Annotated in this window: 6 protein-coding genes and 1 pseudogene; 1 reads left to right on the top strand and 6 read right to left on the bottom strand. The window is 56.1% G+C overall.

Translation table 11 applies throughout. The annotated features are described in order from the left end of the window. Nucleotides 1–465: 465 nt before the first annotated feature. On the bottom strand, nt 466–1,662 hold the full coding sequence (locus tag AC6H42_RS00695; protein ID WP_497547144.1) for an IS256 family transposase: 1,197 nt from the start codon (nt 1,660–1,662) through the stop codon (nt 466–468). Nucleotides 1,663–1,772: 110 nt separating this feature from the next. After that, the gene (locus AC6H42_RS00700) at nt 1,773–2,216 is read right to left on the bottom strand and encodes a hypothetical protein (RefSeq protein ID WP_497547145.1); all 444 of its coding nucleotides are present in this window, start codon (nt 2,214–2,216) and stop codon (nt 1,773–1,775) included. 161 nt (nt 2,217–2,377) lie between these two features. Between AC6H42_RS00700 and AC6H42_RS00705 the strand changes: the two are divergent. After that, nucleotides 2,378–3,945, top strand: a pseudogene (locus tag AC6H42_RS00705) (IS3 family transposase). 82 nt (nt 3,946–4,027) lie between these two features. Here AC6H42_RS00705 and AC6H42_RS00710 read toward each other — a convergent pair. The 4 genes from AC6H42_RS00710 to AC6H42_RS00725 all read right to left on the bottom strand — a co-directional run bounded on the left by AC6H42_RS00710 (nt 4,028) and on the right by AC6H42_RS00725 (nt 16,461). Continuing rightward, on the bottom strand, nt 4,028–4,603 hold the full coding sequence (locus AC6H42_RS00710) for an Imm42 family immunity protein (RefSeq protein ID WP_497547146.1): 576 nt from the start codon (nt 4,601–4,603) through the stop codon (nt 4,028–4,030). Nucleotides 4,604–4,904: 301 nt separating this feature from the next. Further along, nucleotides 4,905–5,390 carry a hypothetical protein gene (locus AC6H42_RS00715; protein ID WP_497547147.1) on the bottom strand — a complete coding sequence of 162 codons (486 nt, stop codon included), beginning with the start codon at nt 5,388–5,390 and terminating at the stop codon, nt 4,905–4,907. Further along, nucleotides 5,387–15,859: an LCCL domain-containing protein gene (locus AC6H42_RS00720; protein WP_497547148.1), complete on the bottom strand. Its 10,473-nt coding sequence runs from the start codon at nt 15,857–15,859 to the stop codon at nt 5,387–5,389. The genes AC6H42_RS00715 and AC6H42_RS00720 overlap by 4 nt, the downstream gene beginning before the upstream one ends. Before the next feature lie 89 nt (nt 15,860–15,948). Then, nucleotides 15,949–16,461 carry a PilN domain-containing protein gene (locus AC6H42_RS00725; RefSeq protein ID WP_497547149.1) on the bottom strand — a complete coding sequence of 171 codons (513 nt, stop codon included), beginning with the start codon at nt 16,459–16,461 and terminating at the stop codon, nt 15,949–15,951. Nucleotides 16,462–16,480 lie beyond the last annotated feature (19 nt).

The following is a 16,480-nucleotide window of genomic DNA, read 5'->3' on the forward strand; positions in this document are numbered from 1 at the left end:
ACCGACTGCTGGAGCCAATCGGCCACATCCCGCCGGCTGAAGCTGAAATGAATTACTATCGTCAACTTTCGGGTCAAGCCGTCTCGGCCTGACTCAAACCACGGGGCCTCTCAAAATCCCGGTCCGGTTCATTGGTATGCACGATAAAGTCTATCGACGCGGAAACACTCCAGCGAATTTCAGCTCCCAGCCACTTATCAAATGGATCGTCCGCCTGGATCGCAGGGGGAGTTAATGATACGACGCGGGGACGGCTCGACTGCTCACCACCATTGATGCCAGCAAAACCGCCTACATCGAAATAGTTAAGGGCGGCCTTTAAATCTTTGGGAGCATGTGGCAATCCCAACGTCACAGCGCGTGGAGGCTTTGCTTTGGAAGAGAAATGTTCGCCAACCAATTCGATTTGATGGTGTCCCCAGGCGTGGTGTATGAGATGTAATTCTCAAGGGGCTGGGTCCCCGATCAGTTAATCACGGCAGAGAGCCGTGCAGATTGATTCTCGCTCAAGGAGCGCAATCCTTCAAGCTGCATGTATCGGCGCTGCAGCGACCACTCGTCATTTTGTTCCAGCATCAAGGCGCCGACCAGCCGGATGACGGCCTGGTCATTGGGGAAGATGCCAATCACATTGGTGCGCCTTTTCACCTCGGCGTTCAACCGCTCCAGTGGATTGGTGCTATGGATCTGGGTTCGATGCGCCTTCGGGAAATCCATAAAGGCCAGCACATCATGCTCGGCATCGTCCATCATGGCGGCGAGTTTGGGGAACTTGGGGCGCAGTTGGTCGGCCACAGTACGCCACTGGCCGCTGGCTGCTTCAGATGTTTCCTGCACAAAGATGGTGTTGATCATGGCGAGCACCGCTTGGCGCTGGCCTTTGCCTGCATGGGCCAAAGCGTTACGGATAAAGTGGACGCGGCAGCGTTGCCAGGTAGTCTTGAGCACCTTGCTGGCGGCCGCCTTGAGTCCTTCGTGGGAGTCGGAAATGACCAGCTTGACGCCGCGCAGGCCGCGCCGGGTCAGCCCTCGCAGAAAATCGGTCCAGAACGGTTCAGCTTCAGATGGGCCAGTCGCCACGCCCAAAATCTCACGCACGCCGTCGGTATTGACGGCCACGGCGATTATTACGGCCACCGATACCACGCGGCCGGCCTGACGTGATTTGACGTAAGTGGCGTCAATCCAGAGATAGGGCCAGTCGCCTTCAATGGGTCTCTTCAGGAAGGCCTGCACGCGCTCGTCGATTTCTTCGCATAGCCGTGAAACCTGGCTCTTGGATACGCCAGTCATGCCCATGGCCTTGACCAGTTCATCGACCGAGCGGGTCGAAATGCCTTGAATGTAGGCCTCCTGGATGACTGCCGTCAGTGCCTTTTCGGCCGTGCGCCGAGGTTCCAGAAAACCGGGGAAATAGCTGCCGCTGCGCAGCTTGGGGATCTTCAGGTCGACCTTGCCGGCCCGGGTTTCGTAGCCCCGGTCCCGGTAGCCGTTGCGGCTGTTGATGCGCTCTTCGCTGCGCTCGCCATAAGCGGCATGGCACAGTGCCTCGACGTCCATCTCCATGAGCCGTCGCAGCGCATGCTGCAGCGTTTGGCGGATGAAATCTGCGTCTGCCCCCTTTTCGGCGAGCTCGGATAATGCGATAGTGGCGGTGGTCATTGTGGTCTCCTAACGGTTGAGTTGAGTCTTCGCAAACCCAAATTTACCTTAAGAATCACAATGGCCGGCCCTTCAGGCAGCCTTCCTAAACGCCGACTCCGGCGAAGTCTTCATACACCACGTCGTGGGACACCATCCTCGATTTCCGTTTCTGCGCCATTCTCCGTTAGTTTCTTGAGCTGCTTATCGACTTGGTCCAAAGCAACCAACACCGAGCCACTTCGGCCTTGGGAACTCATATCAACCAAAGTCACCAACCTCCTTTCATCAAAGCCCTGACTCTGATGAAGTTGACGAGCCATTCCTCCAGACGTAGAAGCGGAGATCACTACTAGGTAGGGCTCAGATGGAGGAACAATCTTCTTTACGTCATCGTAAGAATGGAAGCTGAGTATTCGGGCCGAACTCCCCATAAACCTCAATGCCTCATGCACATAGTGATAGATGCTCATGGTATCGATGAACACCATGCTCAAATCGCTTCCAATATCATTGCCAAGCCGAGCAACAATTGATCGCCCAATGAAGCAGAGTTGAGGCTCGGACTTCGCCAATTCCCTTGCCTGGATGAAGATTTTGTTAATCGTCCCAGAAGGATGTTTGAAAACGTGTCCAGCAGGCGCGACTTGGACCACATCATTCCGGGCCCCCCGCTGTCAAAATAGTTGTCGCTCCGATAGATCTGAGAAAATGGGGGCGATAACAGGAGTTTGAAGTGGCACGGTACGGACAGGAATTTAAAGATAAGGCAGTAGCGCGTTTGCTGCCGCCGGAGAGCGCATCGCTCAAGGAGGTCGCCTTGTCGATTGGTGTGAGCGAGTCGACATTGGAGCGCTGGCGCAGCGAAGCGCTTGCCAATCCGACAGAACGCCGTGAATGGACGCCCGCCGCACGGTTTGAAGCGGTGCTGACGACGTCCATGATGGACGAAGCAAGCAAAGGCGCCTGGTGCCGCAGCAATGGCGTGTATCCGCACGAGCTGGCGGTGTGGCGCGAACAGGCAATCAATGCCCTGGCGCAGCCCGGCGAGAAACGCCTGAACGCCGCCGAGGCCAAGCAGGACAAGCGCCGCATCAAAGAGCTGGAACGCGAAGTCCGCCGCAAAGACAAAGCACTGGCTGAAACGGCTGCATTGCTGGTGCTAACAAAAAAAGCCGAGGCGATCTTCAGCAAGTACAGGGCCGAGGACGAATGATCGGACTCGAAGATCGCCAATCATTGGCCCGAGACATCAAGGATGCTTGCCAAGCCGGTGTCCGCCTGAAGGAAGCCTGTGCAGCCATCGGCCTCAGTGCACGCACGCTGCAGCGCTGGCAGGCCTACGGGGGACTGGAGAACGGCGACCGTCGCCCGACGGCGGCTCGCCCTATGCCGTCGCATGCGCTGACGGAGAAGGAACGCGCGGCCGTTCTGGCCGCCGCGAATGAACCACGCTTTGCCGACATGCCCCCGGCCCGCATTGTCCCCATGCTGGCCGACGAGGGCGTCTATCTGGCCAGCGAATCGACGTTCAGCCGTATCCTGCGCGCCCATGGTCAGACGCGCCATCGCGGCCGGGCCAAAGCGCCGCGTCAGCAGCGGCCACCGACCACACATATCGCCACTGCGCCCGGCCAGGTGTGGTGCTAGGATATGACCTAGTTGCCAGCTCGGGTGGCGGGCCGCTGGTTTTACCTGTACTTGATCCTGGATCTCTACAGCCGCAAGATCATCGGCTGGGAGGTGCATGCCGAGGATGATGCCGACTATGCCAGTCACCTGGTGCGCCGCACCGCCTTGGCCGAAGGCGTCGCTATGCACCGCAACAAGCCAGTGCTGCATGGCGATAACGGCGCTACACTGAAGGCGACCACGGTGTTGGCCATGCTGCATTGGCTGGGCATAAAGCCGTCCTACTCGCGCCCGCGCGTGAGCGATGACAACGCGTTCGCCGAGGCACTGTTCCGCACCGAGAAATACCGCCCCGAATTTCCAACGGGCGGCTTCGTCGATCTGGCCGCCACGCGCGACTGGGCCGCACGCTTTGTGCAGTGGTACAACGTCGAACATCGGCACAGCGGTATTCGCTATGTCAGCCCAGCGCAGCGCCATGCCGGGCAAGACAAGGCCATTCTGGCGGCGCGGCATCAGCTTTATCAGGCCGCCCAGGCGCGTCATCCGGCCCGCTGGTCGGGCAATACGCGCAACTGGGCACCCTGTGGCGCCGTCACCTTGAACCCGGAGCGCGATCACGTCGTTTCCACCGCTACGAAGGAGAGCAATACTCAGCAAATTGCTGCTTGAATCAGGCGACAACTACCTTGACACGCGCCGTCCCAATGCCAGACTTGGCCCCGTCGCCGCTTGGTCACCGGAGGTCGCAATTTCATTCCCTGAGGAGGATGGCCCGCTCGTGCTCAAACCGCTTCAGCCATTCAGCGAGGTGATCATAATAATCATCGCTGTCGATCCAAACCTCAGATATTGTGCTGATAACTTCAGCAAAATTGCTTGAGTTTGTAAACGCAATCAATCGAACTTTATCCCGTACGTCAAGCTGCAAGACATGACTGCCATCATCAAATGCTTCATCACCGTCAGGTGCCCAAACTAGTCCACTAGATATAAAAAGGTCTCCCAACGTGGTTGCGGTCATGCCGAAAAACATTTCACTTTCTCGACCGAGTTGTAGCCTTGCGGCGAGGTAGGCATCGACGATCTTGATGGGATCCGACTCGGCAGAAAATGGGCCTAAATGAAGTCCTCGGCGCTCAAGTCGTTCCTGCACCGCATCCACAGAACAGGCGAGCAGCGTTGCATCCAAACTTTTTACGCCGTAACACCGCCCCTTAACGTAAATAACAAAGTAGCCAATAGCTCGCTGAGAAGGCTTTTCGAAAGCCTTGGCAATTCCAGACTCAATGGCAAATATTGCTGGATCCCCTACCGTTATGGATGTCATCCTTTAACTCCAAAAAGTCTCTTAATTTCCGGCGGAACATTATCGAGCCGGATAGGCTTCGGCCCGCTCGTGGACCCATTCCAATGGGTCTCGCCGTTGCTTGGCTTGGAGAAGCGATGGAGCGTACCGTCAGCATCCTTCGCCCAACGGACTCCATTCTTATCGACAACCGAGTTTTCATAAAGTTTGTCAGCATTTTTCGGTTCCGGACTTTTAGAGTTCGGATGATGCTTTTCGTTGGTTACGCGCGTAGGTTCATCATCATCCGGCGGCGGACTGCCAGTTGCACTGTTTGTACCGTCTAATCGACACTAACGATTAAGTAAACTCCAGAGGCGAACTCCCATGCCTGTGCCATTGCCTCTTGGTCGCGGAATGAACGAAATACCGCTCGGAGCGGAACCTGAATTTCAACAGGAATAGAAATTGGCCGTCGATATTCCTCGGAATCATCATCGAATATCTGTGTATCACGCAAAAGATAAAGCGAGGGCGGCTCGTCGGCGCAATCTAACATTCTCCAAATTTCTGGGTTCCAAATTAAGAACTCGTCTGATATGCCAACAGGAAGAAACACCATCGCGTGCTTAATACGATGCTCATGTGTGAGGCTGCGAAGAAACAGTAAAACAGAAACTAAAATTGTATGAGCATAGCGAACAAGCTCCAGCCCTGACATCTGTTTTCCTCTGCTCTCGTTGAGACCATCAAAGTGAATGGTCTCGACATTTTGCTGACTAACTATGACGCGAGCCAGCCAGTCATTGAGATTTTCGGTCTTCTTCATTTTGGTAACTTCCATCCGTTGTCGATCAACCATTTCTGTGTCGAGCGCGACAAAGTCGATTCCCCATGTTTCCATGTGCCATCCTTGTTCAGCGCCGAGCCATCCTTGAAATGTGTATGAGTCTGTTCACCCTTTACCTTGCCAATGTCCACGCGCTCCACATCCTTGGGCGCTTTACCCTGCTTGATTTCCTTGTTTAGCTGATTCGGACTCTTGCCCTTCTTTTCCTCATCGCCATCATCAGGATCGCCTGGCGCTCCGCTGGAAGCGCTGTTTGTACCAGGAAAATCCCTCGATAGGCTAGGGGCACGGTCACCATTACCTGAATTAAAGAACGGGTCCGACAATGTTTTCAGCTGCTCCCGAACCCACTCAGCACATCCCGATGTAGCCATGCACATCGTTGAAACGATGAGCCCGCCGCCTACAGCGGCCATTGGCAGCGTCATCGCCTGCTGTCCATTGTTTGCCGACCGGAATCGAAATACCTTATGAGGCGATCCCATTTGGACGCCAGGCTTCTTGCGACTAGAAGTAAGAACCGCAACTAGCGAACCAGGGCCAGTATAAGGAAAAACGTCAAGCGTCGCAGTAAACGAACCATAGTCGGAATACATTTGACTGCCGCTGTCTGTCTTACTATCTTTCTGGCCTGCAATCACAACTTGCTGGGTAGGACTCTCCGAGGAAAACCCAGTTGGGTCTATCAAGTTGGTTGGATTGTTTAGTACATAACTATACCGGCTAAAGTTTTGGCTATTCGTGGGATCGTCAATCAACGGATCGCCCGAAAGGAACTGCGCTACTAACGGGTCATACACGCGACCATTCATATGAACTAAGTCGAGCTGATCCAACATTTCGTGCCCGGTGTATCCTGCATTATCCAGTTGGCCATTTAACGTATCGGGTGCTGCCTGACTCGTCAGCATCCTTCGTTTCCCCCATGCATCGTAAGCTAGTTTTTCCTCCAGAGTTCCATCAAGCTTGGAAATTGCTACCACGCTTCCCAAGCGGTCGGTATGCGTCCAGTAGAGCCGGGTCTGCGCTTCCTGTTCAATCTCCACACCAATTCCCAAGGGCCAGTAGGTCTTCACCTTAGAGGTCGACTTTCCATCGACACTTACAGTCTCAACCTCTTGCGCGCCAACATACGTGATGGTAGTACCGTCGCCGCGGGTCTGTACAATGCGCTGATGCTCTGCACCGTAGTTAAAGGAACTCGAATTCCCATTGCGCTTAATAGTCTTAGGCATATCGAAGCTTGTCCAGCCCAGTTCGTAGCCATTTCCGGCAATGCGATTACCGTTCAGGTCGTAACTAAACTCTCCCTGCAGCCCAGGGATACGCCTTACGGCATGTGGCTGGATGGTCCCCGGCCCGGGCTGCGGATAAACGTAATCCCCAGTCCCGACGCCGGTCTTGCTCTTGATTCGCCCGTCGGCAAAGTAAGTATAGCTCTGTAGCTCGCTATCGATCTTGCTCGATTCCAGACGGTTCTGACCATCGTAGTTAAAGTACTCTGTGAAGCCTTCATTTGCTTCGTTGTCCCAGTACTGGGTGCGCTCCTTGACATTGCCGATCTTGTCGTAGAGATAGCCCTCTTCAAGACGGCGGATCTGGCCACTAGCAACGAGCACACTGGAAGCCAATCTGCCTGAGCCCGTAAAGTACTCGTTGGTTTGTGTCAGCCCATTGCCAAGCGCCACTTTTCGCAGGCGGTTTGCAGCATCCTGCGCAACTACCTGCCACAGCGGGATGCCGTCACGCACGAGGTACGCTAAGTAGCCCATGCTGTTGTAACGTAGTTCATACGCCTTGTCAGTAGCCGGGTCCCCGCCTCGCTGATGAGTTTGCTTAGCAAGCCGATTCCATAGGTCAAATGAAGAAGCGGTGCTGTACTCCTTTCCGCCTACGAACTGCTTCGTCTCTGCAAGCCGACCCAGCGCGTCATATTTATGGAGGCGACGATAGTCCTTCGTTTCCGAATTGCCCGTGTATGCTTCCGCGAGTTTTCCAATGGCGTTTGCGCCAGAATCGTACACCCAATGGCTCTCCAGGTCGGGCTCATAGCGCGCTATCAAACGCCCTAGCGCGTCGTACTCGAACGTCGTCTTCTGTGCCGCCTTGGCCTGCTCGGGACTGATTTGCGCAAGTACCTGTCCGAGTGGATCCAGTTCATATTTTATTTCGCCTAGATCCGGATCCTTCAGACGAGTTCTGCGGCCAAGCTCATCGTAACTGACCACAATCTCATTTCCGCTCGGGTCGGTTGTTTTTCTTAGATTTCCGAATGCGTCATATTCGTAGGATATCTTGGCGCCTGCCGAGTCCGTGACCTCCCGAAGTTGTCCGATAACGTCTCGCCGCTCGGTCCTGCTCTGGGCCAGTCCGTTGGCCAACTTCAACGGACTGGTCGCCACACGTGTGTACCCGCTGTAGCTTGTGATGTATTCAATTTCAGCGTCAGTGTCGTCCAACTTTATGAGCTTGGTCACGCGGTTAAGCTCATCGTACAGCAGCCGACCAGTGATAGCCGGTGTCGACACGGAGTAATCAACTTGTTGCCCCATCCAGTCTAATCGCCCCATAGCGTCGTATACGCGCTCGACATAAGCCCAACCGCCATCGAAGCTTCTCGATTGTGAGCGTAGGGGCCGGCCCGAATTGTCCGCGTAAACCATGGTCGGCGTCGCAATACGATCATTGCCGTGGAATTGATCGGCAATAAACAACAACGATGCGTCAGTTTTCTGTGGACATAGCGTTGCAGAACATTGTTTATAGTAGCGCTTGGTTGAGTTTCCGTCTGCCCGCGTCTCGCTCTTAATATTGCCAAAGCCATCGAGGGTCCACGCAGTTGTGAGCCCATTGCTGTTGGCTATTGAGGTTGTCTCGCCACTGGCGGGATCGAAGACATGAGTCTCAGTATGTCCGAGTGCATTTTCCATCTTCCAGGGAAAACGACCATTAGCCCGATAGATCATCTTGGCAAGCAAACGCGACTTCAAACCGCAGCCCGATTTGCTTACTGGACAGGCCGGGTCTTCCCACTTTCGAGTAATCGAATTTACCAACCCGTAACCATTGTCGCCACGGTTAAAGGAGGTGCTGACCTGAAGTCGCGGATTACCAGGCTCAATGGTCTCGCTAATCGGTAGGCCCGTTCCGGCATCATACTCATACGCAATAGTACGAGTGATGCTGGCGGTATCAGGCGCTGTACGTGTCAGCTGCACCTTTTTCGGTAGAGCTAGAAGGTGCGCATCTTCCTGCGCTGCGCTAACGTATTCCGTATTGGCAACGGTTGTAAACGTCTCGCCGCCCCCCGTCGCCGTCACTGTGTGCGATTTTACGTTCCCAGAATCATCGTAATGATAATCCGTTTGAACGTTGCCCAACGGGCTGCAATCCAAATCCTTCGTTGTGGTGCTGATCCGTTCGATATAAGGGAAATGAATGCTCGTACTCCCAAGAGTCACGGGCATTTTTTGATCAAGCTTGTAGCTGGTATCGCTCAGCGTGCAAGAGGTACTGTTGGCTTGGCGCCGCTGCACCATCCCAACAAAGGGAAAGTCTTGCCTGAGGACGTTTTCTGTCGTTATCGCGGTTTGTGCATTCGAAATACGCACCAGTCCAAAACCCAATGGAACTCGGCGGTATGCATCTTGCAGCGCTCCTCCGTAATGATAGCTGGTGGTGTACAAATGCCCCAAACCAGTATCACGACGGACATGCTTGACCAGCGTACCAGGATCGATAGACAGCTGAGGGTAACTGGGCTTGCGAGCCGCTCCGTCTATGGTAGGGAGCCTGCTGTACACGCTCGCATCGTCCGCACGAGCGTACTCCAACTCTGTACGATTTCCCAATCCATTTACAACACTTGTAATCCGATCAAGGTGCGCGGAGCTAGTCAGAGTTACCAGCCAGCATTTTTTCGGTAGCGTAGTGTGATCGTTTCGACACACGAGCGAGCCCGGCTTGCCATTGGGTTGGGCGTAGAACTCTCTCGACGAGACTTCCATTCCCTTAATTTCGGCTAATGCGCCTTCAGAGCCAGGTTCAACCTGAATGGGGCTGCAACTCCAGCCTCCATTCTCCATGTGACAGAGCTTCCCCTTACCGGCGTCTTTGCCACTATAAAATTCTCCACCGTAAAAGTGCCCGAATCCATCCCCGAGCCAATCTTTAACGCCTTCAGTCAAGACCTGATTGCTTGCGAGAGTTACCTCACCGTTCGGCGCCGGCGCACATTGTGCAGCGCCCCCGGTACTCAAGCACAGGTACCCAACCAAAAGAAAGTCGGTTAGACCATCATTATTGAAATCACTTGATACGGCAGTCGGGCCGTATCTTCCCGACTCAGGCACTTCTTGAGTCTTGCAATTGAAGTGATCACCGCTATTAGAACATATCGTTACCCTAGGTTGGCCAACGAGGTCCCAAACCGCGTATAGATCTGTAAGGCCATCGCTATTCAACCCTATCGCCTGTAGTTTGTCGAAGGGGAAAGCCCCCCCTGCTCCTGGCGTAAGATTGGTCATCGAAACATCGCTGCAAACTATGCCCCCACTCTGCAGGTGACAATCCTTGGCGTTTCCTGCACCGTCGAATGGCGTAAGCACATGTACCCGGCCGTCGCGCTTCAGATCGACGACCAAGGGGACTTGATACGACGTATCAGTCAGCGCAGACGAGAACGCTCCCCCGACCTGGCATTCGGCGAACTGGCGTACCGTAGCGGTGGACAATGACAAGCAATAGATCCACTTGCCGTGCACCGGATCCATATAGATCAAGTCTTCTCTGCCATCTCCATCCAGATCGCCAGTCGCCATTTCGGTAAACGTACCCTTATCCTTGTAGCCGAGCAATTCGACATGGAAGGGTTGGTCGGACGCCGTGTATCCATCGATTTTGTTATCGAGCGTGGTTTCAAGGCATACGGAACCGCCGGTACAGCTAGCGTCGACTTCGGGGCCCGACCATGGGATCAGATAACTTGTAGTGCCACTGCCGTCTATGTCAGCCAAATAAGATAATGCGGACCTAATTTGAGTGGCGGGAAACACGCGTGGAGCAACCGAGGCGATGCGCATCGTCACGCCGACGTCCTTGCCCCAATTGAAACTGGTCTTGGGCAATGCCTGGCAAACGCCGCTGGAAGCATCACGCGCGCAAACTTGCACCCAATCGATCACGCTACGGCCGCTGCTCGGGCTCGTCTCATAATGCAGCTCGTAATCACGTACCAACGTTCCGCCGCTTCCATCCGCAGCAGTGTCTATGTAGGTTCGCAAATGTGCGAGCCTTTTCCGCAGGTCGTGCCGGGAGCCGGCGATGTATTGCAACTGTGCATCGCTGCGTTCTTCATACTCGAAACGAACGGCCAAATCAGTGGCTAAAGACTTAGCTGGATCGGCATTGGCGCCATTTTGCTGATAACCGCCATATCTGATCTGTCGTACTGTATGCTCACCGCGCTCGGCGTCTAGGCTGTAGTCAACTTCCATATAGTTGCCTGAACGGTCCTGCACCCTTCCTACCTCCCACGCCAAAACGGCCTGATCGGAGCGGCCTTGCGCAGCAATTGCGCTGGTGCCAGAGCCGTAGTAGAAAACCAGCCCGTTTGTCGGTTCAACTTTAAAGGCCGTACCTTCCAGAACACGAGTGACACGTGAAAAACTATTCAGCTCCGTGCGGAACTCTGCGCTAGGGGACCAATATTTCTCATCATCATCTTCAACACTGCTTGCGGCCGCCCCCTTTATTCTGACCAGTCGCTGACCATCTATGCAAAGCCGGTCTGACTTATCAAAATTAACACGACCAACTACACCGTCCTGAGCGACAGTCTTTGCACAACGCTGAATCGACGACAGCCCTTTCAATGACCAACCCAATCCAAGTAAGCCGTTGCGGCCATTGGATGAGTAGTTCAGGGACAAGCTGGGCTGCATGCCGGCGGTGCCAGGCGGGACCACGATCGGGATGGAATAGATAGCCGCGCCATCGTTCCCGACATCAAGCCCTCCCGGGAGGGTACCAGCATCCGGATTGTTCAAGTGCGGGGGAGCCTCCGCGATGGGCTCCAGCGCAGCAGTCTCGCTTTCTGCCATCACGGTAATCGTGACTACCGGTGAGTGGCTAATCCTTACGCCATTCGCATCCGCCGCGAGGGCCTGGATGGTATAGGCACCTACTGCCGGGGGAGTCCACCTGTAGGTCCATACGCCGGAATCATTCGCGCCCAATCCAATTAACTTCCCATTGACATGGAACGTCACACTATGAAGTCCAACCACATTTCCAACTGGCTGAGCTGACAGCCTGAACGGTTTTCCCAGGATTAGCTTCTGGTTTTGTTGAGGGCTGCGCAGGGTGATTGCAGTCTCAACATCCATGTAGAAGCGACGCTCCTCCGTCATCAACATGCCCTGCCCCATTTGCACACGCGCGAATGCGGAATACGGCGCCGCGCGCGCGGCCAAGCCGGTCTTCTGCACCGAGTAAGCACCGTTGCCCTCGGCAGTCGCTGCTATCCAGCTGCCATCCACGTTGAACTGCACTTCGCCAATCTCGCCGGTGTGTCCTGTAACGACCGCACGGAGGAACGCCGGATTGGGACTCTTGAACCGGTCTTCGTTCGAGGCAGTTGGTGAAGTCAGACCAATGCGTAGTGTGCCAGGCATGATGGTGCTGCCGTTCTCGTCCGGCAGCACTACCGGCGCGCCGCCCGTCGGCGGAACTACCTCGACATAAACAGCTTCGCCCGGATACTCGACCGTGCGCGCTTCCACATCGACGTCGATTTCACGCCGAACTGGTTGCTGCGCCGTGGCGCCGGTCGCTGTAGGCGCCGTCACTGTGCCGCTCGCGATCTCCACGCCACCAAAGGCGCGTGGCGCTTTTACGTAGACTTTGTACGCAAGTGCGGTACTGCCCGGGGTCACCATCACCCAGGCAGCCAGATGCGCCCGATTGGCAACCACCCGCATGCCGGTGACCGCTCCCGCCAGGCGCGAGTCGTTCACTGTTACGATTACAGGCGCCGAATCACCAGTGCGGCCATGCGCATCCGTCGCCCGCAGCATCAGCCGATGACTGCCATGGGGCAGCGCTACCGTGCGGTCCAGCGCGAGCGTCGCGGCTGCGCCTTCCGTGCTAGCTACCGCCTGCGTGCCGTAGCCCGCACCGCTGTCGAGGAACGCCTCGAGTTTGACCACTTGACTGGCAGGTTGTGAACCGCGCCCTTGGAGCGCAATGCTGGCGGACTCGCCGGCATGGACGCGTGCGTTTCGCGGCGTCGCGCTCAAGGTGGCCGTTGGGGCCACCGATGCGGCAACGGCGACTGTCACCACGGGGCTCGCGGCGCCGAATGCATTGCCGCCTACCTCTGCCATCTTCCATTGGAAGTTGTAATTGCCTGGTGTTGCCGGGGCAGTTACCTCAAAGGTGAACGTGGCGGAACTACCTGGCTCCACGGCGGAAGCCAGCGGCACGCGGCTTGGACTACGCCAGACTGTGTTGTCCGGCGGGTTATCGGCGCTGAGCGCGTACGCCTTTTGGCTGGAGGTCGTGCTTGGCTGCCACGTAGTGGTGCCGGTATTGCGCATCGTGACGGAGACTGAGTAGCGCTGGCCCGCCACCATGGTGGCAGGCACGGCTTGCTCTGCAAACTCGGCGTTATTGCTGCCTACCCGCACCAGGGCTTCAGCGGAGAGTCCGGTCGCGCCTTCATTGTCTGTGGCGCGCAGGCGCACCATATGAGGGCCATTGCTTAGCACAACGTTGAGTGCCAGCGTGTTGCCACTGGCTGTGGCAAGCACGTTCTCGCCTTCCAGCACTTCGATCTTGGAAATCGTGCGACCAACGCCGGGCGAAGCGGTACCGGCAAATGCCACGGCAGTCGTGGTGCCGCTCAAGGTCACGATAGCGCCATCGGTCGGGCTGGTCATGCTGACCACTGGTATTGCCACTGTCTGGATCACATTGACTACCACGTTGGTGCTGCTTGCGCCAAAGGGCACGCCGGCCGCGTCCGCCATGCGCCACTGGAAATTGTAGGTGCCAGGCAGCGCGGGTGCGCGCACATAGAACGTGGCGACGTAGGTCTGTCCGGGAGCAACGTCCTGGATCAGATCGATGCCGCTTTCGGCGATCCAGTTTTTGTTGTTCGCCGGGTTTTGCGGCACGAGCTTGAACGTGCCCTTGCTCCAAGTGGACATACCGGTGTTGGCCAGCGTGATCGTGACGGCGTAGCGTTCGCCGGTGGTGATCTTCGCTGGCAAGTATTGCGAGACGAAGCCCGCGTTGCTTGGCAGGACCACAGGGCCGCCCAGGGAAAGACGCATGCCGCATTTCGCTTGGGTCGAGCTGTAGGTGCTGACGCCGTTGGCGGTGGTGCCGCCAAAGGTGCTCAGTTGGCCCAGCTTCGTCACGGTGACGTTGGCGCTGGCGCCTGCAGGTACCAGGCCAGAATGGACCAGAGCCATTTCCATCACGGAATCCACCGAATAGCCGGTGCTGTTGTTCCCCCAGACCGATGCAGCAGACATGGCGGCGGTATAGGTCTTGCTCGGCGGAGTGACAAGATCGCACTCGTCCTGGCCTGGCAAGTAGGTTGTCATGGTTTCGACATGACGTGCTGTGCCACCGTAGCCAACAGCTGTCCACGTGCATGTTGACGGCTTTCCTACCCAGGCTGCGTTGGCAATTCCGTTTTCCGTGCCGGCAAAGTCCGGCATGGTCTGACTGCCAATGAACCCTCCAGGTAGCGCGTCGCAACTGCGTTGGATGTAGTTCGCATTGGCCGACGTCCACTTTACCTGATAGGCTTGACCTGCCACCGTTGGCGATGGTGTGCGTTGAACGCTAAGCGTTGGCGCCGGCATGTAACCGCTCTGCGTATAGAACGGTTCTTCCTGCTCTATCTTTGCACCTCCGTTGCCCGCAGCCATCCACTTACAGATGCGAGCTTTACCTACCCAACTCCACTCGGCAATCGGCCTGGAACTACCACTGATTGGCAACACTTCGTCTGAGATATCGCCAGGGGCTCCTTCTGTAACGCAACGGCGCACCAGGTTTGTCGCCCGGCTTGTGCTCCAGGTGAGAGTATAAGGCTGGCCTGCCGTTGGGTTCTCAGGCGAGCGCTGGAAAGTGATTACTGGCTCAGCGTTAGTGTAGCCGCCTTGAAGTAGTCTCATTCCGCAACCGCTGCCGGCGTAGTCTTTGGAGACTCCGTTACGCCCGACCCCGCCCTTGAAGTCGCTTTGCGTTCCCAATGGAATCACAACAATCTCGCCGTCGCTGAAGTATCCAGCGTGCTCCGCGGCCGCCCCTAGTTCAGAGCCGACGTGGTATCCCGTAACGTTATTCCCGACGACACGATCTGCGCTAGTGTTGTAAGTGTTTGACTTGTAGAAACCGCGGGGCGTCTGTGCAATGCAGTCTGCCGAAATGACCTCTGCAGGGCGGGTCGGAGGATTTATAACCTCCAGCTTCATACTGCATACTGGCGCCTGGACATTCCGCCAAGACTTTGAGGTTACCTGGTTTGCGGTACTCCCGACGAACTCGTACTGCTTCCCAGCCGAGATGAATCTCACCTCAGCTGTGTCTCCAGCCATAAGAAGCCCGGCATGCTGAAGGGCGGATGCGATCGGCGGATACGCATCCGTAATTGCGTAGCCATTGGTGTTGTCGCCGAAGAGGTAGTCCGGTGCCCAACCGGCAGTGTAGCGGCCATTGGCCGGGAGCGATGCAATGCATTGCTGCACCGTATGTGGCGAAGGCGCCAAGTCCTCTGGTGTTAGCGAAAACCGCACGGAACACTCCAAGTTCCGAGAAGATAGCGATGTCACACCATTGCGAGTCGACCCGAGATAATCTGCCCAGCGCCCGACAGAGAACACATAGATGGGCTTTGTCTCACCCGGCCTCAGCAATCCAGCATGAACTACTGCCGCATCTGGATCGCTGGACGTGGAGTATCCATACTCATTGTCGCCAACGACCGTACCGGACAACTTCCCAACAAATTGTCGCGGTGGATACTGCGTGTATTGTGATGGCAGCGAGCAACTTGCCCACTCCGTGCGATTGACGATGGGAGCGATCGCCAATCGAAACGCACACGTGTTGTTACCTATGCTGCCCGACGAAATGCCATTGGCCATCTCGCCTCGGACATTGCGAACAGAATCTAACGCCTCGACATAGACGAAAACTGTCTCGCCCGCTTTCGCCAACCCGCTGTGCACCAAAGCCACAGCGACATCGGACGTGTAGCTGTAGCCTTCGCGGCTATTGCCGTACAGCGAATAGATCGAATGCTTGGCTGTATACGTCCCACTCTTTGGTGTGGCGCCAGCGCAGTTGTAACTGACGCTGCCGGCATGTGCCGCAGTCACCATCAGGAAAGACATAAGCATCGCGAAGATCAGCCGCAAAACAGTTTTCATTACCGACTTTCTATAAAACGTATTCAAATTCCTAACCGCTTGCGTCTGCAAGCTGGGATACACACTGCACAGCATCTTGGTGGCGGAGGTCATGGTGAAAGCGATGCCTTAATTTCAAACCCGACCACTGTCAGCTGTCCCCTCGGCGCGTTCTTCTGATGGGTAAGGTGGACTTCGCTTAGCGCGGGCTGTGCCGCCAAACGCTCCAGGAACTCAAGCACTGCCATCGTGTCCCTGCCTTCTCCGCGCAACAGCACGGTCTTGTTTGTCTTGTCCGGCTGGAATCCCAGCAGTTCAATGTCTTCGTTCCCTGCGCGCTCCAGTGCCTTGAACAAGGGTGCCCAGGAGAATTCACGCTCGGTACGTAGCGCATCCCAACGCTTCTGCATGTCGGCTTCGGCGCGCGACAACTTGGGTGGCGGCGCGGCAGCCGCTGCAGCCCGCATCTCATCGGCCTGCTGGTGCGCCTCCAGCACAGCCTGCTGCTGCCCATAGGCTTGCAGTCCCAGCCATATGGCCGCCGCCAACAAAAGCAATGACGCGACCGGAAGCGCGACGGCGTATCGGGCACGTGGCCTTATGTAGCGAAGCAGTTCAGCCATAGCTCGCTCCTATCACACG

Source organism: Massilia sp. NBRC 108631, from assembly GCF_059704565.1.

Coding starts and splice junctions, on each gene's coding strand:
- AC6H42_RS00725 (WP_497547149.1), bottom strand. CDS start 16,461: ATGGCTGAACTGCTTCGCTACATAAGGCCACGTGCCCGATACGCCGTC.
- AC6H42_RS00695 (WP_497547144.1), bottom strand. CDS start 1,662: ATGACCACCGCCACTATCGCATTATCCGAGCTCGCCGAAAAGGGGGCA.
- AC6H42_RS00720 (WP_497547148.1), bottom strand. CDS start 15,859: ATGAAAACTGTTTTGCGGCTGATCTTCGCGATGCTTATGTCTTTCCTG.
- AC6H42_RS00710 (WP_497547146.1), bottom strand. CDS start 4,603: ATGACATCCATAACGGTAGGGGATCCAGCAATATTTGCCATTGAGTCT.
- AC6H42_RS00715 (WP_497547147.1), bottom strand. CDS start 5,390: ATGAAGAAGACCGAAAATCTCAATGACTGGCTGGCTCGCGTCATAGTT.